Genomic DNA, 19,860 nt, shown 5'->3' with positions numbered 1-19,860 from the left:
AAAAGAAAAATGTATTTCATAATAATTTGTAAATTTAAACTCTAAATACAAAAACAACTAATATGAGTGCAAAATCTTTACTGGTAATTGTTTTAATGGGATTCTATTCGGTTTGCTACGGACAAAGTAATTTTGAGAAATATTTTGAAAATAAAACCCTCCGAATAGATTATTTGATGGGTGGTGATGCCGATTCTCAAACAATTTTTCTGAAGGAGTTGAAGGAAGAACCTATGTGGGGAGGAAGTAAATCTAATTTAATTGACCGCTTTGGTTACGGTTCCTTTCGGTTTCAACTTTTTGATTGGGAGTCTGGGGAATTGCTTTACTCAAAGGGATTTAATTCTTTATTTCAGGAATGGCAATCCACAGCCGAGGCAAAAGAGGTTAAAAGAGCCTTTTATCAGGTAAACGTAATGCCTTATCCGAAAAAAACAGCCCGATTTGTTCTTGAATCCAGAAAATGGGATGGAAGTATGGAGAAAATATGGGAGTATAAAATTGATCCAAGCAATTATTTTATTGGTAAGGAAAAACCGAATCCTATCCGATTTACGAAAATAATGGGAACGGGCGATCCAGCACAAAGTGTTGATATTGCATTTATTGCAGAAGGATACACTGCTGCTGAAATGGATAAGTTTAGAGCAGATACCAAGCGTGTTGCTGGTTATTTGTTGGATGTTGCGCCATTTAGTAAATATGCCGATCGTTTTAATATTTATGCACTGGAGTCGGTTTCGGAAGATTCGGGTACGGATATTCCAGGAGAAAATGTTTACAAAAATACAGCTGTAAACTCCACCTTTTATACGTTTGATGTGGATCGTTATCTAACTACATTTGATCTTAAATCTTTACATGATATTTCTGCAAATGTTCCTTACGATCAGATATTTGTATTGGTGAATACCGATAAATATGGAGGAGGTGGTTTTTATAACTATTATTCGAGTTGTTCGGCTGATCATGTATTGTCCTACGAAGTGTCAAGTCATGAATTTGGTCATGGATTTGCTGGCTTAGGAGATGAGTATTACTCTTCGGAAGTGGCATATGAGGATTTTTATAACCTGGAGGTGGAACCTTGGGAGCCAAATATTACTACGCTTGTTAATTTTGAGAAGAAATGGAAAAATATGCTGAATGATTCTATTCCTATACCTACTCCCAGAACTAAAGATTTTGCGGATAAATTAGGCGTGTTTGAAGGAGGAGGATACATGGAAAAAGGGATTTATTCGCCCATGCAGGATTGTAAAATGAAATCGAACCAAATGAAACATTTCTGTCCGGTGTGCGAAAAGGCTGTCGAAGAGGTAATTTTGTATCACCTTGGAGAGTGATGGTATAATTTTAGTAAACCGCAAACGAAAATGCGCTTCCAAAAAGGAGCGCATTTTTTTGTAATATTTGGTTTGAGTTATTTTTGTTCTTCTTGCTTTTTAGCAATACCGTAAAATACTAATAGCGCTAGTCCACCGAATAAAAAAATCATTGAAAAGTAGGAAACCTCTTCATTTAAACCAGTGTAAGCATCTAAAATGTTTCCGACGAGAATTCCAATTGCCAAACCAATTAATAGAACTCCATATTTTAAACTTTCAAGCGTACTACACTTTTTTTCGCCTTGCAACAGGCTAATGTCCATTCCTTTTTCGATTAATGCTTGTCTTTCTCTGTGTCGGTGTACTAAAAATACTACCAAAGGAATTACTCCAAATACAGAAATGATTGCTACTACTCCTGTTATATCCATGATTTAAGTTTTTAGATGAAACTATTATTGTTTTTTTTATTGGGTTCAAGAACCAAAGCTTGATTTTTGCATTCAACTTTATGACGCCGGTTTTTTGAAACAGGTTACAATTATTATTAGTTTTTTTTATGCAACTAATAATATCAATGAATATTGTTGTGTTGACGCAGTATAAAATGCTGTTCAAAAAAAAAGATGTTGAGAAGAGAGCATAAGCTGTAACCGATTTAGTTGGTAAGGCGTCTAAGTTATAGATGATTCAATTAAAATGAAACAAAAGGAGAATCAAGGCAACAGTAAGAAACAAAAGGATGTCTTTTAAGAGCATGATTTTATTCTTCCAATCGAAATTGTAAACTGTATATGAAGTTTCAAAAAGATAGTTATTATATAGCCAAAATTAGAGAAGGTGATCCTGGCGCTTATGCTTTTCTTGTAAATAAATACAAGAAAATGGCATTTAATGTCGCGTTGCAGTTAATGGGCAATCGGGAGGATGCTGAAGAAATTGCTCAGGATGCTTTTCTAAAAGCATATCAGGCTTTGGATAGCTATAAAGGAGAATCGAAATTTTCTACTTGGATTTACCGAATTATTTATAATGCGGGAATATCAAGATTAAGAAAAAAAAAGTTGGATGTTAGTTCTATCGACGATGATTTTACAACATCTGTTAATGTGAAATCAACACAGTCTACTTTGCAGGAATTAAGGGATACGGAAAGGAAAAAGTATCTTGGTGAAGCCTTAAAAAGCTTAACTTCTGACGAAAGGATTCTTATTACTCTGTTTTACTTGGAAGAAAAATCGGTTGATGAGCTTTGCTCGATTACTGGATGGACTGCTTCTAACGTGAAAGTGAAATTGCATCGTGCAAGAAAAAGACTTTATGCTCAGTTAGAGCTAGCTTTGCATGACGAATTAAAAACGATATTATAGATTTTCTAATAAATAGTAAATTAGATGGAAATGAGCAAAAAAGAGGATATCTATAAAGATGATTTTGTGAAGGAATTGATGAATAATATTGATTTAGTGGAGCCTTCGGATCAGTTTACAAATAAAGTAATGGATAGTGTGATGCAGGATTGGCTTGCAAAACCGATTGAAATGAAGAAACCTATTTCGAGAAATCAATGGATTTGGATAAGTGGTCTTATTTTATTGGTTGTACTGATTCTATTAGGAACCGATGTAAGAACTTTAGTAAACGCAACGGATAATGTCTTTTTAAATCAGCTTGATAATACATTCCTGCAACCCATTCATCATATTTTAAGCAAAGTATTCGAGAGTTTAATTCAACTTCCTGCTATGGTTTATATTATTGCTATTGCTTTTGCAGGATTGGCGGCTTTCGATCGAATTGCTCACAAATTATTGCAGCATTAATCAAAATAAGTATTCTAAAGTGTTTCTTTTCAGCTATATCCTCGTTAAAAAAGATGCACCCTAACTTGGCAAAGCTTTACTTTTTTGTTTCCATACAGCTAAAAATTAATTCATTTTAATGAAAGTCAACTTTGAAATTAAATTGGTATTAATATAGCATTGATAGGGAAGTGTCATTTAAAATTTTGACAAAAAAAACCGCACTAAAAGTGCGGTTTTGTATCTTCTAAAATGGAAGATCATCTTCTTCTGGAGCTGGAGGAACATCCTCTGCTCTAAATTCAGGCATTTCAGGAACTGGAGAACCTGCAGCTTGAACTTTCTCAATTCTCCAAGCTTCAAGGTTCGAGAAATAGTTTACTTTTCCATCTTTTTCCCACTTACGACCGCGAACGTTGAAAGAAACTTTAATTTCCTCGTACAAAGAAACTGTTTCTAATAAGTCACAACGATCTTGTGTTAGCTGAAATTTTATAAAATCATTCCATTCAGAATTTCTTTCATTTTCAACTTCAATAACAAATTCTCTTTTTTTGAAACGATCGCTTATTGATTGAGTGTCCTCTTTCACGATCATTTTACCATTAATTTCAAAATTCATAATGTTCTGTATATTTTGTATTATTCTTTAACGATCACAATTTTATCAATACTATCGCCTGCGCGAATTGCATCAATAACTTCTAGTCCTTCCACCACTTTTCCAAAACAAGTATGTTGGCGATCTAAGTGGGAAGTGTTTTCGCGACCGTGGCAAATGAAAAACTGCGATCCACCAGTGTTTCTTCCGGCATGAGCCATCGATAATACTCCTCTGTCGTGAAATTGATTTTCTCCATTCAATTCACAATCGATTTTGTAACCTGGTCCGCCAGCACCAGTTCCATCCGGGCAACCGCCTTGAATAACAAAATTTGGAATAACTCTGTGAAAAGTAAGCCCATCGTAAAATCCGGATTCTGACAGGTTAACAAAATTCTCAACAGTTTTTGGAGCATCATTCTCAAAGAATTCCACTTTCATAACTCCTTTTTCGGTATGAATTTCTGCGTGCATCATTTTTATTTGTTTTTAATTATTTCAATTTTAATAGTAAAACGGAAGTTTCAACTCTTTACTGCTTATTTTTGAGCATTTCGAGTACACTTCGTATTTCTTTTCTAAAAGTTTTTTTCCTAAGATAGAAGGCTCATCTTTATTAATTGGCTCGTTATTAGAGTTTTATACGGATATTCCTCTATTCTTATAAAATCAAGATTTTAAATTTACAACAATGCAATTGCAGTTGCAAAAGAATGCAAATCTAAAAAAAGATTCTTTGTCAAAAAAGAAAAAAGAACCCCTTCCGAAAAAATCCGGAAGGGGCTGGTGTTTTTAATAAGTTGTGCTAATTAAAAATAATTTTTAATTAGTTAGCTTGTTCTTCTTCTTTTACGATTTCCAATAGTTCAACTTCGAAAATTAGAGTTTCGTTTGCTTTAATATCAGCACCCATTGCACGTGGACCGTAAGCAAGGTTTGAAGGAATAAATAATTCCCATTTAGAACCTACAGGCATTAGTTGTAATGCTTCAGTCCATCCTTTAATTACACGATTAGCTGCAAAAGTAGCTGGTTCGTTTCTTTTGTAAGAAGAATCAAATTCAGTTCCATCAATAGTTGTTCCTTTATAGTGTACTGAAACTTTATCAGTAGCAAGTGGTTTTTCACCAGTTCCTTCGTTGATAATACGGTACTGTAAACCGCTTTCAGTTACAACGATACCTTCTTTTGATTTATTTTCTTCTAAGAATTTTTCACCTTTAGCAAGATTTTCAGCACCAATTTTTTCCTGAAGACCTTTAATGTAATTGTTAATGATTCCATTTCCTTGTTGAGGATCAATCACTAATGAATCTTTGTCAAGAGAAGCATACAAAGCTGCTAAAAGAACTTCTTCGTTAAGATCAGTAAGTCCGTTACGTTCCAGGTTAGTACCAAAACTAGCTCCTAAACTATAACTAACTGAGTCAAGTTCGTTGTTAAGTGCTACATTTTTATTTCTTTCTTGAGTACAAGAAGCAAAGGTTATTAGTCCAAGACCAAATGCAAGCGATAATACTTTTAATTTCATTTTTTGGTTTATTACAGTTATTAATATAATTATACGATTTCAAGTAATTCAACTTCAAAAATTAAAGTGGTGTGCGGGCCAATTAAGTTTCCAGCACCTTGTGCACCATAAGCTAGGTCCGAAGGAACATATAATTTCCATTTTGAACCTAAAGGCATTAATTGAAGAGCTTCAATCCAACCTTTTATTACTCCGTTTACAGGAAATACAGCTGGTTCACCTCTTCTTACCGAACTATCGAAAACAGTTCCGTCGATTAAAGTTCCGTGGTAATGACATTTAACACTATCGGTTCCTTTTGGAGTGTTGCCATTTCCTTCGGTAATAATTTCGTATTGCAATCCACTTTCAAGACTTACAACGCCTTCTTTTTTAGAGTTTTCTTCTAAAAATTTAGAACCGGCTTCCACCGCTTTTCCAGCTTGCTCTTCTTGTAGTTTTCCAAAAAATTCCTGAAGAATAGCATTGGCCTCTTCTGGAGATAATTCTGGCATTTTTCCATTAAAAGCAGCATCTAAAGCTTCCATAAATGGTTCAACACTTATTGTTTTAACTCCTGATGTTAATAAATTACTTGCGATGCTTAATCCAAGGCAATAGCTTACCTTATCTTGTTCTTCTGTGTACTTCATTCGGGTATTGTATATTTAATGATAATAATTCAAAGTCGTTTATGATCAGTAAAGTCATAAGAATCGTCTAAGGTAAAACTTTTCTCTCAGAATATCGATAATCAGTCTGTAATTAACCTTTTTTTGCACTTTTTAAGGATGCAAAGATATTAATTCAAGCTTATATATTGATGTGTATGTTGCTTTTCTTTGCTCGTAGCATTTGTCTTTTTCCAGGAGGCCCGGGCAAGCGTTTTACTTCAAATCCAGCTGCTCTTAAGGCTTGTTTTATGATTCCTTTTGTAGAGTAGGTGGTTAAAATTGCTTCTTCTTTTAGGTGATGGTGCAATTTTTCGAATATATCCTGTGTCCATAATTCGGGTTGAATATCGGGAGCAAAGGCATCAAAATAAATGAGATCATAACTTGCAGGGAATTGAAAACTTCGCAGATCGCCCTGCAGTTTTTCAAGGGTGAAGTCTTCGGTTATTTTAACCTCTTGATTCCATATTGCCTGATGCAATTTGAAAAAAACAGCTTTGTCGGCTCTCTCTATTTGATCGGTGTAATTTAAACTTTGAATGTGTTCTTCCTGTATAGGATACAACTCAATAGAATGGTAAACCACCTGTCTTTTTTGTTTTTGTGCTTCCATAAGAGTCAGGAAACAGTTTAAACCAGTTCCAAACCCAACTTCCAGAATATGAATTGGATTTTGATCACAATAATTAAAGCCAGCATTTAAATACACATGCATTGCCTCTTGAATAGCGCCATGTGTGGAATGGTAATGTTCATTTAATTCAGGAACAAATAAGGTATGAGAACCATCTTCAGTAATTTTAAGCTCTCTTTTTAAATTCTTCATTCTCGAGTGGATTAATGATGGTTGAAGATTGACGGATTCTGCTTGGGATGATTCGTATCAGCAAGCGCTTTAATGGAATAGGAGATAGGTTTTCGGGTTGTTTATTTAGTAAAAGTAGGAACCATAAAAATAAAATACTTCCTTTTAATACGCTGGTGATTGTTAATCCCCACCAAACCCCTGTTGCCGAAACAGATTCCGGACTGATCCAATTTCTAAATTCAGGTAGGTAACCGACTAAAGTATAGCTTAAAAAATAGGCAACAGGAATACGTAGAAGGTTTCCTGCTATCCCTACTACTGCAGGGGGAACTGCTCGTCCTATTCCGTTAAATGCACCGGTTGCAGTAATTTCGATACTCATAAAAATCTGCGAAAAGCCAAGAATCATTAGGTAAACAATACCCATTTTTGCAACGTCATTTTCACTATTATTAATAAATAATCCAAAAATGTGCTCTCCGGCAAATACAAAAAGTAATGTACTTATTAAGCCGATGCAACCAGCAATTCCTATGGTAATAAAAAAGCCTTTTTGTATTCGGCCCCATTGGTTTGCGCCATAATTTTGACCAGTAAATGTGCCAAGTGCAGTGGAAAAACCAGAGGCTGTCATCCACGAAAGTGCTTCTATTTGTGCTCCAATGGATTGAACCGAAAAAGGAATCGAATTTCCATGGGCAATGTCGTTTATTACTCTTGCCAAAATCATGGCAATAAAAGCGAAGCATGCCGATTGAAGAGCAACCGGACCACCTACTTTAAGAATTGGCAGAAAGAATTCTTTTTGAATCTTCCCTAAATAGTTTTTAACCTGTAAGGGATTCTCTTTTACATACAGAAAGTATATAAATATCAGAAAAACACTAAGTTGAGAAATTACGGTTGCAATACCAGCACCTTCGGCACCCATGCTTGGAATGCTTCCCCATCCAAAAATAAGAATAGGATCGAGTATCATATTAATAATCAAGCCAAAGGCATTGATCCAAAATGAAGTTTTTGTGTTGCCAACTCCATTGTAAATACCTGCCATGGTGATATTGGAGTAGGTAAATGGCATTCCAATGGCAATTATTCGCAAGTATTTTAAAGCGGTTTGATTTACGAACTCGCTTTTAATATTGAAAAGACTAATAATAGGATCGGCAAATATCCAAACCAATAAGGCAAAAGTAATGGAAATAAGGAAAGATAATGTAAAAGCATTTTTTGCAAAAGATTGGGCCCGCTCCATATTTTTGCTTCCAATGGATTGCGAAATTCCTACTTCGGCACCAATTTTGGTAATGAATAGAAGCGATGAACCAAACCATGCCAAATACAGAGCCATTCCTACGGCGCTAACCGTTTCGCTTCCAACTTGTCCTAGCCATGCCATATCTGTCATGTTGTACGCCATTTGCACAAACGAGGTGGCAATTATGGGAATAGCCAGTTTTATAATTTGTGGAAAAATATTCCCACTGGTAAGATCTTTAATTTGATTCACTTTCCTTAATTTGATTCCCGCAAGAACAGGTTTGATTACATTTATTCCCTATTTTCGCAAAGTGCTTAAATAGCGAGTAGGTATTGTTTGCCATTTTTGGGCGTGTAAAATTACGAAAATTGAAGCGATTATTTTTTAAATTTTTTAGGGATATTTAAATTGAAAATGGGAGAGGAGAAACGCAAAATAATTCATGTAGATATGGATGCTTTTTTTGCTTCGGTAGAACAGATGGATAATCCTGAACTACGAAACAAACCAATTGCTGTAGGCGGATCGGGCGATAGGGGTGTTGTTGCTGCAGCCAGTTATGAAGCAAGAAAGTTTGGTGTGCGTTCTGCAATGCCTTCTTCTATTGCAAAAAAAAGGTGTCCTAATTTAATTTTTGTGAAGGGTAGACATGATAGATATAAAGAAGTTTCTAAGCAAATTATGCGTATCTTTTATGAGTTTACCGACTTGGTAGAGCCTCTTTCTATCGATGAAGCTTTTTTAGATGTTACGCACAACAAGAAAAACCTGCCTTCGGCTAGTTTAATTGCCAAAGAAATTAAAGAAAGAATTAAGGAGGTAACCGGTTTAACAGCTTCGGCTGGAATATCAGTAAATAAATTTTTAGCTAAGATTGCATCCGACTATAAAAAACCAGATGGTTTATTTGTGATTCCTCCCAAAGAGGTGGAGCAATTTATTGAGCAATTAGCCATCGATAAATTTTTTGGGGTGGGAAAGGTAACAGCAGATAAAATGCATCGGTTGGGCATCTTTCATGGAAAAGACTTGAAGCAACGAAGTCTTGCAGAATTAACTCGTGCCTTTGGTAAGGCGGGAGTTTACTATTTCCAAATTGCTCAAGGAGTTGATGATCGTCCGGTGAATCCAAACCGAATTCGAAAATCGGTAAGTACCGAACATACTTTTCTTACCGATTTGTCGGATCGGGAATTGATTAAAAAAGACCTACTGGCTACTGCCGAAGATCTATTGCGTAGGTTAAAGAAGAGTGGTTTTCGAGGAAAAACTCTAAGTATAAAAGTGAAATACAGCAATTTTGAGCAGGTAACCAGAAGTAAAACTGTTTTGACTGAATTAAATCAGTTGGATCAAATTCTTAGTTTGGCAAATGAATTGTTAAATCAAGTAGAGCTAAAAGAAAGCATTCGCTTACTAGGATTAACCGTATCCAACCAAATCAATCTTTCTGAACCTCAGCAATTAACCTTAGATTTTTAAATTAGTAAGATTTATATAATTTAAAACCGAGGTATTTTTATAATTTTACAATCCCTTAAAAAAAGACAAACACGTATTTAATTCGTAAGTATAAAATAATTTACGAGTTAAGGCTTTTTAAATAAAGAGGATTAATGATATGAGAAGTGCCTCCAAGCAGGGAGGATATACGATAATACAAAATTTTTAAAATAGAAACGTATGAAATTTCAATTATATAAAATGTTGAGATTGTTATTGTTACTACTAGTTGTTTTGGCCTGTTCGGTGACAAGGAATACCAACAAACCAGGGCATCAGTCTAATTACAGTATCGATTCGCTTATTGATTTTGACGCACAGAAGGATACTGCTTTTGCGCAGGTAATTGAGAGTTATAAATCGCAGCTCGACGGAGAGATGAATGCAATTATATCTGTAAGTGATGAAGAAATGGTTGTTGGAAAACCAGAGAGTAAATTGTCTAATTTTATTACCGATGCCATGCTTGCGATCGGGAAAGACTATTGTTTGGAAAATAAATTGAATCACTCAGTAGATTTTGTAATTATGAACCTTGGTGGTATTCGCACAGGCATGCCAAAAGGCGAAATTACTAATGGAAGAATGTTTGAGATGCTGCCTTTTAAAAACAAATTGGTAATTGTTGGTATGAAAGGAACGGATGTAATTACTCTTTTAAATCAAATTGCAGCCGTTGGTGGAGAAGGAATTAGTGGGGTGCAAATGGGGATTAAAGAGAATAAAGCAATTGCTATTTTGGTAGGTGGAAATGCCATTGATCCGGAAAAAATATACCATATTTTATCGGTTGATTATTTGGTGAATGGCGGCGGTGGCGTAACTGCTTTCGAAACAAGAGAGACATTCAGACATATGCATTTAAAACTACGATCGGAGATAATTAAATACATTAGCAGTAATTATAGGAAGGGAATAAATATTGCTGCAAAATTAGATGGGAGGATTTATCATGTGGAATAGAAGAGATTTTTTGAAAAATATTGGACTTGCAGGTTTATTTTTGGGAACAGGTGTTTTACCTAAAAGTGCTACTGCTGCTAAGAAAGAATTACAGAAAATTACGATTCTTCATACCAACGACTTGCATAGTCGCATTGAACCTTTTCCCAAAGAGGATCCGAACTACTCGGGTTTGGGCGGTTTTGCCAGAATTCATGCTTTGGTGCAAAAAATAAGAAAAGAAGAAGAATTGGTTTTGTTGTTTGATGCTGGAGATGTGTTTCAAGGCACGCCTTATTTTAATTTCTTTAAAGGAGAAGCAGAATTTAAATTGATGTCGAAGATAGGTTACGATGCTGGAACGCTTGGCAACCACGAGTTCGATAATGGAGTAGAAGGAATTGCCAGTCAAATGAAGCACCTCAATTTTCCATTGCTAAATGCAAACTATAATTTTACGGGAACCGAACTTGAGGGACAAATTCCTGCTTATAAAATATTCGATAAAGGGGATTTAAAAATTGGTATTTTTGGATTAGGCGTAAATTTAGATGGATACGTAGAACCCAAAAACAGAGGTGCTATTTCCTATATCGATCCGGTGATAGTTACGGAAAAAATGGTGAACATCTTAAAAAATGAAAATGCATGCGATCTGGTTATTTGCTTGTCGCATATGGGACTGAAAAGTTTTACCGATGGAGATGGTGATCTTGATTTGGCAAAGCAAACCAGAGGAATCGATTTAATTATTGGCGGACATACCCACACTTTAATGGAAACTCCGGAACGGGTTTTAAATTTAGATGGGGATGAGGTTTTGATCAATCAGGTGGGCTGGGCTGGTATTGCTTTGGGACGAATAGATTTTTACATCGATAAAAAGAATAATACGAAATTAGCAGCCTCAAAATTGATTCAGGTAGCGGAAAATTTAGCGTAATTAATACAATAATAAAGGCAACTTAAGGTTTATTGGTTGCTGTTAAAATTTGTTTGCATTGAAAAATTCCAAATTTAAATTAGATAAATCGAACTGGGCCTCGGTAGAAGGCTGGCTTTCTATAATAGGCAACATATTGCTTTTTGGATTGAAATATTGGGCAGGTATAGCTACCGGTTCTATTGCAATTATTGCCGACGCATGGCATACCTTGTCGGATAGTTTAAGTTCGGTAATTGTAATTGTTGGAGCTAAAATATCGAAAAAACCTGCCGACGATGATCATCCTTTTGGACATGGGCGCGCCGATTTAATTAGTGCTTTTATTATTGGTATTCTATTGCTTTTTGTTGCCTTCGATTTTATAATTGAATCCTATCAAACGCTAAAAAATCAGGAATCATCACAATTTGGAAGTATTGCAGTAATTGTAATGATTGTTTCTGTGGTGTTAAAGGAATTGTTAGCTCAATTTGCTTATTACGGAGCGAAAAAAACGAATTCGAAAGTGCTAAAGGCAGATGCTTGGCACCACCGAAGCGATGCGATATCTTCTTTAGTTATTTTGGCGGGAATATTTTTGGGTCCGTATTTTTGGTGGATTGATGGAGCTTTAGGAATGATTGTGGCAATCATGATTGGTTATGCGGCCTACGAAATTGTTAGCGATTCTATTCATTCGCTTTTGGGCGAGAGCCCTTCCGATACGGTTATTAAAGAACTGAAGCAGACTATTGAGGAGGTAAATCCTAATAATTTGAAACCTCACCATTTTCATCTTCATGTTTATGGCGATCATACCGAATTAACTTTTCATATTATGCTGCCGCCAGATATGCCCTTAAAAAATGCTCACGATATTGCTACTGTTTTAGAAGTAGCAATTCAAGAAAAATTTGGCTACATGTCTACTATTCATGTCGAACCGCATTTGAACTAATATAAAGGAAATCCGTTTGTTTTGTCTACTATTACTATGTGGTTATTTAATTGTAGATCAGGTATTTTCAGCAGGCGTTTTTTTATTTTTTCTAGAAAAGTAAACTGCAGTAATAGCACCACCAATTACAAGTGCAGCACCAAGCATTGAGTAAATACTTAAACTATCTGTTTTAATCCATTGTACATTCATACTGGCAAGTATAGCCATCGTTATCAGCGTAATAATAGGATTCACAGTTACTATTAAACTCACTTTATAGGCTTCGGTGTATTTAAAAGCTAAGGCTAAACATCCGTAGGCAATTAGTGTATTTAGGCCCAAAAAAATCACAATCATCCACGAGGAAAAATCAAGACCTGCAAAGGCCGAAAAATCAACAAAAGGAGTATAAAGAATAGCAGGTATTCCGTAAAGTACCATATTTAGTAGCTGTGCTGGGTGCTTTTGCACCAACTGCTTTTGTAAGGAGGCATACAAAACCCACATTATTGCTCCTAATTCAATCCAGAAAAATCCAGTGTTAAAAGCATCGGCATCTTCTATAAAGGCTTGTAACTGATTTCTGTAGAAGAGAAATAAGCCCAATCCTGCAATGCCAAATCCAAGCAATTGTTTACCGTTTACTTTTTCTTTAAAAAAGAAAATACCAACTAGGGCTAATAAAATAGGAGCCGTTTGCATCGTAATTTGGGCATTACTTGGGCTGGTATAGTTAATTCCCTGCATAAATCCCAAGTAGTTTACGCCCAATGCAAGCGCGGCAATCACCAAAATAAGAGGAGGTTTTTTAATAATTTTCAGTTGCTTTTTATCGCTTAAGGCATAGTAAATAAACAGAATCGAAAAAGCAAAAGTAAAACGAAACCATACCACCGAAATGGAATCCAGATCTTTTAACGATACCTTTAGGAATATTGGTAGAAATCCCCATAAAAGGGCAGTTATCATGGCGTATAAAACCCCTTTGTAATTGTTCGAAATACCGTTTAGGATCATTATTTAGTTGGTGTTGTATGTAATTTATTTAGAATGATTTTACGGAGTCAAAAATAGGAAAAATTGAAAGTAGTAGCTCCCTTTCGGTAACAAAATTTGATGTTATTTTAACCTGTTTTTTTGTGATTCCGTTTACGGCACTTCGGGTAGTTTAAAACTTACAAATCCTAACGATTTCCACACTTCTAACACTTGGTTTAAACCAACTTCATAAGCTAAATATTCAGGATTGTCTGAATGAAGTCGTAATTGATTGTGTTCAAAATCCTTAATTACTCGCTTGTACACAATACCATCGTCCGAAGTAATAACAATGCAACAAGTGTAATCTTTTACCAGCTCCCAATCTTGCACATACTCGCAAATAATATAAGCACCCGACGGAATTGGCAACATACTGTCACCTTCCACCTGAAAAGCGCGGTAGGTTTTGTTTTCCGATAGTTCGGTAAAAGGCATCCTGAAGTTGGGTAATTCGCTTATAAATTCAGCATCCGAATATCCATTTAAGTATCCGGCAGCAGCCTTAACAGGAACCAGGCTAATCATTTCCTCATTTTGAGCATCCACTAAAATGGGCAAAACTCGTAGTTTATCGCCTTTAGTATCCTGCATTTTTTCCAAATCCAGTTCACTAATATCCTCATTCACCAGTTCGTCTAAATTCCGTTTAAAGAATTTAGAATATTTCATCAGCGTAGTAAGTTTTGGCGTGCTTCTTTTTTTCTCGTAAGCGCTAATCGATGATGCTCCAATACCTATTCTGTGCGATAATCTGCCTTGCGATAATCTTTTGCGTAAGCGTAAATGTTTTAGGTTTTTATTTAAGTTTTCCATGAGGTGACTTTGTAGAGGTAAAAATTTTCGAATTGCAAATGTACATGTTTGTTCTCTTTTTTCGGGAAAATAGAGCAGAACAATTTTCATATTTTGGGCGTGTCCCTTTGGGTCAGGCTTTCCGTTTCTACTCCTCGCTCATACTTCGCTGTGGGGTAACACTTCAATCCTTCACGCAAATCAATTGTAACTTACTATTCAATAAATAGTCCAAAACAAACGCAATTTTGTCCATTTACGATCAAGCACTTCTGTAGTAAATTTGTTGTAAATAGTTTATAATACGAGGTATATATGAATAAAAGGGTATTTCACGAAGCAAAAACAAGAGGAAACAGTCAATTAGATTGGTTGAACAGCAAACATAGTTTTAGTTTTGCCAATTATTACTGTCCCGAGCGAATTCATTTTGGAACTTTGCGAGTGCTAAACGATGATATTGTTAAGGCTGGAACGGGTTTTGGAATGCATCGCCATCAAAATATGGAAATTATTTCCATTCCCTTAAAAGGCGCATTAAAACATAAGGATAGTGCCGGAAATTCAGAACTGATTCAGGTAAACGATGTTCAAGTGATGACTGCCGGAAGAGGAATTATGCATTCGGAATACAATGCTTCCGAAACAGAAGATGTTCATTTTATTCAAATATGGATCATTCCCGACGCCGAAGGATTGGAGCCCAGTTACCATCAAAGAACTTTTACGGAAATAAACAAGCTTGGAGGATTACAACTACTGGTAGCTCCTAAATTATCGCAACACGAAACCTTAAAAATTAATCAGAATGCCTATGTGTATCGAGCGAAAGTAAATCAGGGAAATACGCTGGAGTATGTTTTAAATGAGCATTCGAACGGAGTTTATATTTTTGTTCTTAATGGAGAATTAAAAGTGGATGGAGAGCTAATAAAATCTCGCGATGGATTGGGTTTAAGTGAGATGGAACTAGTGATTGTGAGCGGAATTGTAGATGCAGAGTTTTTGGTTTTTGAAATGCCAATGGGTTAAATAAAATGCAAAATTAGTTTTAAGGCTCCTAAAATATTAAAAATGGGTATAATCCGCAATTAAAAAGTATAATTCACAGGATGGAACCTGTCTAAATTATATTATCTTTGTTTGTTGTCGGGAAAAGTGATATAATTCATTATTTTTATTACAATTTCAGACAGACGAATGTAAGATTCTAAAAATAAGACTATGGCAAACAGACCTGTAACCATTAAAGATATTGCTGAGAAACTAAGTATTTCCGTTTCCACAGTATCACGTGCTCTAAAGAACAATCCCGAAATTAGCTTAACCACTAGAGAAGCAGTTCAGAAATTGGCTAAGGAACTAAAGTATCAGCCAAATCCATTGGCTGTTGCGTTAAAAACACAAAAATCCAATACTATTGGTGTTGTTGTTCCTCAAATTGTGAGTTCTTTTTACGCTACCGTGGTGAAAGGTATAGAGCAGGTTGCTGATGAGCACAATTATCAGGTGTTTGTTAGTTCTTCGAATGAGAAGATTGAGAAAGAAGAGAAAAATGTGAACGGTTTTTTGAATATGAGAATGGATGGTATTATTCTATCGTTGACTCGTGCTACAACTACCTACGATCACATTCACAAAATACAAGATTTGGGAGTTCCAATGGTGCTTTTCGATAGAACTTCTAAAGAATTAGAAGTATCGAAAGTAGTGGCTGACGATGCCTCTGCAGCTCACACAGCAGTAACTCACTTAATTAATGGTGGAGCAAAACGAGTAGCTTTTATGACTGGTCCAGAGTTCATGTTATTTGGAACTAACAGACTAAGAGGTTATAAAAAAGCTTTGGAGGACAATAAAATTCCTCTTGATGAGACTTTAATTTCGCGTTGTGATTTTACTGTTGAAGATGCAAAAAGCTTGGCATTGGGATTATTGAGTCGATCAAATCGTCCAGATGCTATTTTTGCTATTAACGACGATATGGCGATTGGAGCAATTGCTGCAGCAAAAGAATTAGGGCTTAGAATTCCAGAAGATCTTGCAGTAGTAGGATTTTCAAATAGCCGTAGATCACGCTATATGGAACCTTCGGTTTCTACCATGGATCAAAATCCAAAAGAAGTTGGTCGCGAAGCGGCAAGGTTATTGTTTGAACAAATGGAAAAAACGCCTAATGCGAAAGCCATAAAAGAGGTTGTTGTTCATGCCGATTTAATTGTTAGAACATCAAGCGATAGATAAGAAAAATAGAAATAAAAAAAATCCTGCTTAACTTTAAGCAGGATTTTTTTTTAGAAGTCTTCTTCTTGTTTTTTCACCAATTCTTTCGTGGAAAGCAATCCGCAAGCAGCAAAAATATCCAATCCTCTGGATCTTCTTATTGTGGTGGTAATTCCTTTTTTCACGAGTTGTTCCTTAAAATCTTCCATGGTAGCTTCATCAGAACCTTCTAACGGAGTATCGGGAATTGGATGAAAACGAATTAAGTTAATTCTGCATTTAATTCCATCTAATATTCTGCATAGCTCTTTTACGTGTGCAGGAGTATCGTTAATTCCCTTAAACATGATGTATTCGAAAGAAATTCTTCGTTGAAGTCCAAAATCGAAATCGCGAACTATTTTTAAAACATCCTTTATAGGATATACATTTTGAACGGGCATTAATCTTTTTCTTTCGTCCTCGAAAGGGGTATGCAGACTAACTGCCAAATGACATTCGCTATGATTAAGAAATTCGATCATTCCAGGAATAATCCCAATTGTAGATACGGTGATTCTTCTTGGGCTCATCGCCATTCCATAATCCGAAGTCAATATCTCTAATGATTTCATAAGTTCGGGAACATTATCCAATGGTTCTCCCATTCCCATGTAAACAATATTGCTTAGGTGCTCTCTTTCGGGCAAGCTTCTAATTTGATTAATTATTTCGCCACTAGATAGTTGTCCCTGAAAACCTTGTTTGCCAGTCATGCAAAACAAACAGCCCATTTTGCAACCAACCTGAGAGGATACACAAAGGGTATTTCGTTTCAGATCAGGAATATAAGCGGTTTCGATATATTTATGAGCGTGAGCGGTGGGGTAAAGGTATTTTTTTGTCCCATCTACCGAAACTTGCATTTTTGTGGATGCTGTAATACCAAGTTCGTACTTCTCTTCTAAAGCAGTTCTTGCTTTTAAGGAAAGGTTCGACATTTCTTCAATACTAGTAATGTCTTTTTTGTATAACCAATCGGCAATTTGCTTCGCTGTAAATTTCGGAAGTTTTAATTCATTAACAATTTGAATCAGTTCCTCTAACGTTTTTCCTAAAAGGGTATCTTTCACCATTATTTTATTTTATGATTACAGAGAAATAGAGGCTTGTAATAGGCTTGTTTTCTGTAAATTTTTTTGCGTTAAAAGTAAATTTCAGCTACAATTCTTTCGTATTCAACTCCACGTTTAATCAAAAGATCGCGTACTTCAACTACCATTTCAGGACTGCCACATAAAAAGTAACGGCAATTTGCAGGTAGTTCTTTTACTTCCTGCAAATATCGTGTTAATCTTCCATGATACAAACCTTCGCCTTCATCTTGTGAGCAACAACGAATATAATTTTCATTAAAAGCAGGTAGAAATTCCTTTTCAAAATAGAAGGACTGATTGTGTCTTCCTCCATGAATTAGAGTTTTATTTTTAATCAGACCAGAACGAAACATTGCTGCATAAGGTGCAATTCCGGTGCCCGATGCAATCCACCATGCTGGTGAAGCATCATCAGTAAAATCGCCTTCGGGATTGGTGACATAAAGTTGGGTGCCGGGTTTAATTTCACTAAGTCTTGGAGTTAGCCAACCATCGTCTTTTAAATTGTATAATACCTGCACTTCGGTGTCGTTTTCACCACTAGCTATGGTATATAGGCGCGGTGTTACGCTTAAATCGGTAGTTAATCCGATGTATTGTCCAGCTCTAAAACTTTTTACTTTTTTATATTTTAAGACATAAACACCAGGAGCAATTGCTTTGTTTTCTAGTACGGTTGTGGTGGAAAGTTTGTTTTTTTGATCTATTTGTGATTCCATATATTAATTGATACGATTACTATTTATTTTGAACTATCATAAGATTTTTACGAGCTGAGTTATTTCTAATTTCAGCTATTAAAATTCTGTTTAGCGGGTGTAATTTATTTATCCGAAGGCAAAGGTAATAAATTATTTAAAAAGATTCTAAATTACATTAAAATCAAAATATTTCCTTTGTTGTAACTTCTAGTGTACTTATGGCGTCTTATTTAATATGGTTGGAGAATTTTTCTCGAACAGTAATTTACAAGTTTAATTTTGAAAAATTGTAGGAAGTAAACGCTTTTCCATTCATTTATTCAAACCAGGTTGTATTACGATAAATCTTAAAAATTAGAAACATATGAATTGTCCATGACAAGGGTGTTTTAACACACAGGGAGATGATTATTCCAGCATGATAAGTTCCATATGGCAAAAACTTAAAATTATAATCATATGAAAACTAAACACTTAATTAAAAAGAATTTATTACTTCTTGTCCTGTTTCTTTTTTCGCTTCCTTCTTTTGCTCAAACGGTTTTTGCCGATGAAAAGGCAAATTATGATGGTGTAAAAAGGATTGTGGTGGAAGGAAGATTTTGTGAGCTTACCCTTTTCGGGGAAAATCGCGAGGATGTGCAGTTTAAAGGTCTTATAAAAGGAACATCTACAAGAGGTAATTCCTATAAAATAAATCACCGGCTCGAAGGAAATACCCTAAAGGTTTGGGTAGAATCACCGAGAAACATATGGGGAAATATTGATGCATCCTTACGATTTTTAGTGCCGCTAAAAACGGAGGTGATTGTGAAAAATTCTTCTGGAGATGTTTTTTGTGAAAATCTTACCTCTGATTATTTAAAAATTAGCGCTTCCTCGGGCGATGTGAATGTAAAAAATATATGCTCCAATATGGAGGTGATTACAAGTTCGGGAGAAATTAGTTTATCCGAAACAAGAGGTAATATAAGCTTGCAATCTAGTTCTGGTAATCAGGAAGCGAATAAAGTAATCGGAAATGTAAAATGTATTTCCACTTCAGGCGATATTGAAATGGTAAATGTAGTTGGAGATATTTCGTCGCGAACTTCTTCTGGAGATCAGGATTTTGATAAAATAGAAGGACAAGTTAAAACTATTTCTTCATCGGGAGATGTGGAGATTCTTAATTCGAAAACAATTTTAAATATGTTGAGTAGTTCGGGTAGTTTGCGCGGACAAGGCCTGGTTTTGTTAGGAGAATCTTATTTTAAATCTACTTCGGGAGACGTAACGATGTCCTTTTTAAATGATTTCGAGCAGTTAAGTTTTGATCTTGCAGCATCCTCGGGATCCCTTCGTGCAGGGAATAGAAGTGGGGAGGATGATTTGTATATTAAAAGTGGCAAAATTTGGATTCATGCTAAAACGAGTTCTGGAAATCAAAGCTTCAAGTAGCTTTTTGTTCGAAAACGTACATTAGGTGTGATGGATACGTACACTTTTTTGAAGCAAAAAGAAAGGTGTTTTACGATAAGTTGCAGATTGTGAATGATTTGTTGCTTGTGGTCTGGTGATTGTTATTCTATATTCGAAATTATTTATTAAATGATTTCCCAAATAGTGGGAGTGGTGTCCCAGGATTTTGGTTTTAATAGCATAATTAATTGGTTTTCTTGAATGGAGAGT

General features: G+C 35.4%; 21 protein-coding genes. 10 read left to right on the top strand and 11 right to left on the bottom strand.

From position 1 onward, the window contains the following. Nucleotides 1–62: 62 nt before the first annotated feature. The gene (locus tag BZG02_RS04480) at nucleotides 63–1,346 is read left to right on the top strand and encodes a M64 family metallopeptidase (RefSeq protein WP_218972138.1); all 1,284 of its coding nucleotides are present in this window, start codon (nucleotides 63–65) and stop codon (nucleotides 1,344–1,346) included. A 77-nt stretch (nucleotides 1,347–1,423) separates the two neighbouring features. Here BZG02_RS04480 and BZG02_RS04475 read toward each other — a convergent pair whose 3' ends face one another. Then, complete coding sequence (locus BZG02_RS04475) at nucleotides 1,424–1,759, bottom strand: DUF6249 domain-containing protein (protein ID WP_101260196.1); 336 nt, start codon at nucleotides 1,757–1,759, stop codon at nucleotides 1,424–1,426. A gap of 363 nt (nucleotides 1,760–2,122) precedes the next feature. On the opposite strand from BZG02_RS04475, the gene BZG02_RS04470 reads away from it, so the two are divergent. Then, nucleotides 2,123–2,698, top strand: coding sequence for an RNA polymerase sigma factor (locus BZG02_RS04470; protein WP_101260195.1), 576 nt, complete (start codon nucleotides 2,123–2,125; stop codon nucleotides 2,696–2,698). A gap of 24 nt (nucleotides 2,699–2,722) precedes the next feature. Then, entirely contained in the window at nucleotides 2,723–3,151 is a 429-nt protein-coding gene (locus BZG02_RS04465) for a hypothetical protein (RefSeq protein WP_101260194.1), read from the top strand. Between the two features lie 226 nt (nucleotides 3,152–3,377). Here the strand turns inward: BZG02_RS04465 and BZG02_RS04460 are convergent, their stop codons facing one another. The 6 genes from BZG02_RS04460 to BZG02_RS04435 form a co-directional block, all read right to left on the bottom strand. Beyond that, a complete protein-coding gene (locus BZG02_RS04460; protein WP_101260193.1) occupies nucleotides 3,378–3,752 on the bottom strand; it encodes a DUF3127 domain-containing protein in 375 nt (124 codons plus the stop codon). Between the two features lie 20 nt (nucleotides 3,753–3,772). Next, nucleotides 3,773–4,210, bottom strand: a complete 438-nt coding sequence (locus BZG02_RS04455; RefSeq protein WP_101260192.1) for a peptidylprolyl isomerase — start codon at nucleotides 4,208–4,210, stop codon at nucleotides 3,773–3,775. Between the two features lie 349 nt (nucleotides 4,211–4,559). Further along, on the bottom strand, nucleotides 4,560–5,264 hold the full coding sequence (gene bamJ, locus BZG02_RS04450; RefSeq protein ID WP_101260191.1) for a BamJ family beta-barrel-assembly machinery protein: 705 nt from the start codon (nucleotides 5,262–5,264) through the stop codon (nucleotides 4,560–4,562). Nucleotides 5,265–5,293: 29 nt separating this feature from the next. Beyond that, nucleotides 5,294–5,896: a BamJ family beta-barrel-assembly machinery protein gene (gene bamJ, locus BZG02_RS04445; protein WP_101260190.1), complete on the bottom strand. Its 603-nt coding sequence runs from the start codon at nucleotides 5,894–5,896 to the stop codon at nucleotides 5,294–5,296. Between the two features lie 160 nt (nucleotides 5,897–6,056). Next, entirely contained in the window at nucleotides 6,057–6,743 is a 687-nt protein-coding gene (gene mnmC2 / locus BZG02_RS04440) for a tRNA (5-methylaminomethyl-2-thiouridine)(34)-methyltransferase MnmC2 (RefSeq protein WP_101260189.1), read from the bottom strand. Further along, on the bottom strand, nucleotides 6,718–8,235 hold the full coding sequence (locus tag BZG02_RS04435; RefSeq protein ID WP_101260188.1) for an MATE family efflux transporter: 1,518 nt from the start codon (nucleotides 8,233–8,235) through the stop codon (nucleotides 6,718–6,720). The genes mnmC2 and BZG02_RS04435 overlap by 26 nt, the downstream gene beginning before the upstream one ends. Nucleotides 8,236–8,400: 165 nt before the next feature. Between BZG02_RS04435 and dinB the strand changes: the two genes are divergently transcribed. The 4 genes from dinB to BZG02_RS04415 all read left to right on the top strand — a co-directional run bounded on the left by dinB (nucleotide 8,401) and on the right by BZG02_RS04415 (nucleotide 12,314). After that, nucleotides 8,401–9,468, top strand: a complete 1,068-nt coding sequence (gene dinB, locus BZG02_RS04430) for a DNA polymerase IV (RefSeq protein ID WP_101260187.1) — start codon at nucleotides 8,401–8,403, stop codon at nucleotides 9,466–9,468. Nucleotides 9,469–9,669: 201 nt separating this feature from the next. Next, nucleotides 9,670–10,452 (top strand): 5'-nucleotidase C-terminal domain-containing protein, encoded by a 783-nt coding sequence (locus tag BZG02_RS04425; protein ID WP_101260186.1) that lies wholly within the window; start codon nucleotides 9,670–9,672, stop codon nucleotides 10,450–10,452. Next, nucleotides 10,442–11,374 (top strand): bifunctional metallophosphatase/5'-nucleotidase, encoded by a 933-nt coding sequence (locus BZG02_RS04420; RefSeq protein WP_101260301.1) that lies wholly within the window; start codon nucleotides 10,442–10,444, stop codon nucleotides 11,372–11,374. The genes BZG02_RS04425 and BZG02_RS04420 overlap by 11 nt, the downstream gene beginning before the upstream one ends. Nucleotides 11,375–11,432: 58 nt before the next feature. After that, nucleotides 11,433–12,314 (top strand): cation diffusion facilitator family transporter, encoded by an 882-nt coding sequence (locus tag BZG02_RS04415; protein ID WP_101260300.1) that lies wholly within the window; start codon nucleotides 11,433–11,435, stop codon nucleotides 12,312–12,314. Between the two features lie 57 nt (nucleotides 12,315–12,371). Here the strand turns inward: BZG02_RS04415 and BZG02_RS04410 are convergent, their stop codons facing one another. Further along, entirely contained in the window at nucleotides 12,372–13,313 is a 942-nt protein-coding gene (locus BZG02_RS04410) for a DMT family transporter (RefSeq protein WP_101260185.1), read from the bottom strand. Nucleotides 13,314–13,445: 132 nt separating this feature from the next. After that, on the bottom strand, nucleotides 13,446–14,150 hold the full coding sequence (locus BZG02_RS04405; RefSeq protein WP_180335632.1) for an XRE family transcriptional regulator: 705 nt from the start codon (nucleotides 14,148–14,150) through the stop codon (nucleotides 13,446–13,448). 294 nt (nucleotides 14,151–14,444) lie between these two features. Between BZG02_RS04405 and BZG02_RS04400 the strand changes: the two genes are divergently transcribed. Next, nucleotides 14,445–15,161, top strand: coding sequence for a pirin family protein (locus BZG02_RS04400; protein WP_101260183.1), 717 nt, complete (start codon nucleotides 14,445–14,447; stop codon nucleotides 15,159–15,161). A gap of 192 nt (nucleotides 15,162–15,353) precedes the next feature. After that, nucleotides 15,354–16,373: a LacI family DNA-binding transcriptional regulator gene (locus BZG02_RS04395; protein WP_101260182.1), complete on the top strand. Its 1,020-nt coding sequence runs from the start codon at nucleotides 15,354–15,356 to the stop codon at nucleotides 16,371–16,373. A gap of 50 nt (nucleotides 16,374–16,423) precedes the next feature. Here the strand turns inward: BZG02_RS04395 and rlmN are convergent, their stop codons facing one another. Further along, nucleotides 16,424–17,467: a dual-specificity RNA methyltransferase RlmN gene (rlmN, locus tag BZG02_RS04390; protein ID WP_101260181.1), complete on the bottom strand. Its 1,044-nt coding sequence runs from the start codon at nucleotides 17,465–17,467 to the stop codon at nucleotides 16,424–16,426. Between the two features lie 68 nt (nucleotides 17,468–17,535). Continuing rightward, on the bottom strand, nucleotides 17,536–18,207 hold the full coding sequence (locus BZG02_RS04385; RefSeq protein WP_101260180.1) for a ferredoxin--NADP reductase: 672 nt from the start codon (nucleotides 18,205–18,207) through the stop codon (nucleotides 17,536–17,538). Nucleotides 18,208–18,648: 441 nt separating this feature from the next. On the opposite strand from BZG02_RS04385, the gene BZG02_RS04380 reads away from it, so the two are divergent. Beyond that, nucleotides 18,649–19,629 carry a DUF4097 family beta strand repeat-containing protein gene (locus BZG02_RS04380; protein ID WP_101260179.1) on the top strand — a complete coding sequence of 327 codons (981 nt, stop codon included), beginning with the start codon at nucleotides 18,649–18,651 and terminating at the stop codon, nucleotides 19,627–19,629. Nucleotides 19,630–19,860: the final 231 nt, after the last annotated feature.

The sequence above is a fragment of the Labilibaculum filiforme genome (genome assembly GCF_002843315.1).
Classification (GTDB): Bacteria; Bacteroidota; Bacteroidia; order Bacteroidales; family Marinifilaceae; genus Labilibaculum; species Labilibaculum filiforme.
The sequence above is the reverse complement of the archived record's forward strand: the minus strand, read 5'-3'. Positions and strand labels throughout refer to the sequence as shown.

Excerpts from the sequence above, each read along its gene's own strand:
- BZG02_RS04480 (WP_218972138.1), top strand. The coding sequence starts at position 63 with ATGAGTGCAAAATCTTTACTGGTAATTGTTTTAATGGGATTCTATTCG.
- BZG02_RS04460 (WP_101260193.1), bottom strand. The coding sequence starts at position 3,752 with ATGAATTTTGAAATTAATGGTAAAATGATCGTGAAAGAGGACACTCAA.
- BZG02_RS04395 (WP_101260182.1), top strand. The coding sequence starts at position 15,354 with ATGGCAAACAGACCTGTAACCATTAAAGATATTGCTGAGAAACTAAGT.
- bamJ (WP_101260191.1), bottom strand. The coding sequence starts at position 5,264 with ATGAAATTAAAAGTATTATCGCTTGCATTTGGTCTTGGACTAATAACC.
- BZG02_RS04380 (WP_101260179.1), top strand. The coding sequence starts at position 18,649 with ATGAAAACTAAACACTTAATTAAAAAGAATTTATTACTTCTTGTCCTG.
- BZG02_RS04425 (WP_101260186.1), top strand. The coding sequence starts at position 9,670 with ATGAAATTTCAATTATATAAAATGTTGAGATTGTTATTGTTACTACTA.
- BZG02_RS04475 (WP_101260196.1), bottom strand. The coding sequence starts at position 1,759 with ATGGATATAACAGGAGTAGTAGCAATCATTTCTGTATTTGGAGTAATT.
- BZG02_RS04410 (WP_101260185.1), bottom strand. The coding sequence starts at position 13,313 with ATGATCCTAAACGGTATTTCGAACAATTACAAAGGGGTTTTATACGCC.
- bamJ (WP_101260190.1), bottom strand. The coding sequence starts at position 5,896 with ATGAAGTACACAGAAGAACAAGATAAGGTAAGCTATTGCCTTGGATTA.
- BZG02_RS04405 (WP_180335632.1), bottom strand. The coding sequence starts at position 14,150 with ATGGAAAACTTAAATAAAAACCTAAAACATTTACGCTTACGCAAAAGA.
- BZG02_RS04400 (WP_101260183.1), top strand. The coding sequence starts at position 14,445 with ATGAATAAAAGGGTATTTCACGAAGCAAAAACAAGAGGAAACAGTCAA.
- rlmN (WP_101260181.1), bottom strand. The coding sequence starts at position 17,467 with ATGGTGAAAGATACCCTTTTAGGAAAAACGTTAGAGGAACTGATTCAA.
- BZG02_RS04455 (WP_101260192.1), bottom strand. The coding sequence starts at position 4,210 with ATGATGCACGCAGAAATTCATACCGAAAAAGGAGTTATGAAAGTGGAA.
- mnmC2 (WP_101260189.1), bottom strand. The coding sequence starts at position 6,743 with ATGAAGAATTTAAAAAGAGAGCTTAAAATTACTGAAGATGGTTCTCAT.
- BZG02_RS04385 (WP_101260180.1), bottom strand. The coding sequence starts at position 18,207 with ATGGAATCACAAATAGATCAAAAAAACAAACTTTCCACCACAACCGTA.
- BZG02_RS04470 (WP_101260195.1), top strand. The coding sequence starts at position 2,123 with ATGAAGTTTCAAAAAGATAGTTATTATATAGCCAAAATTAGAGAAGGT.
- BZG02_RS04420 (WP_101260301.1), top strand. The coding sequence starts at position 10,442 with ATGTGGAATAGAAGAGATTTTTTGAAAAATATTGGACTTGCAGGTTTA.
- dinB (WP_101260187.1), top strand. The coding sequence starts at position 8,401 with ATGGGAGAGGAGAAACGCAAAATAATTCATGTAGATATGGATGCTTTT.
- BZG02_RS04465 (WP_101260194.1), top strand. The coding sequence starts at position 2,723 with ATGGAAATGAGCAAAAAAGAGGATATCTATAAAGATGATTTTGTGAAG.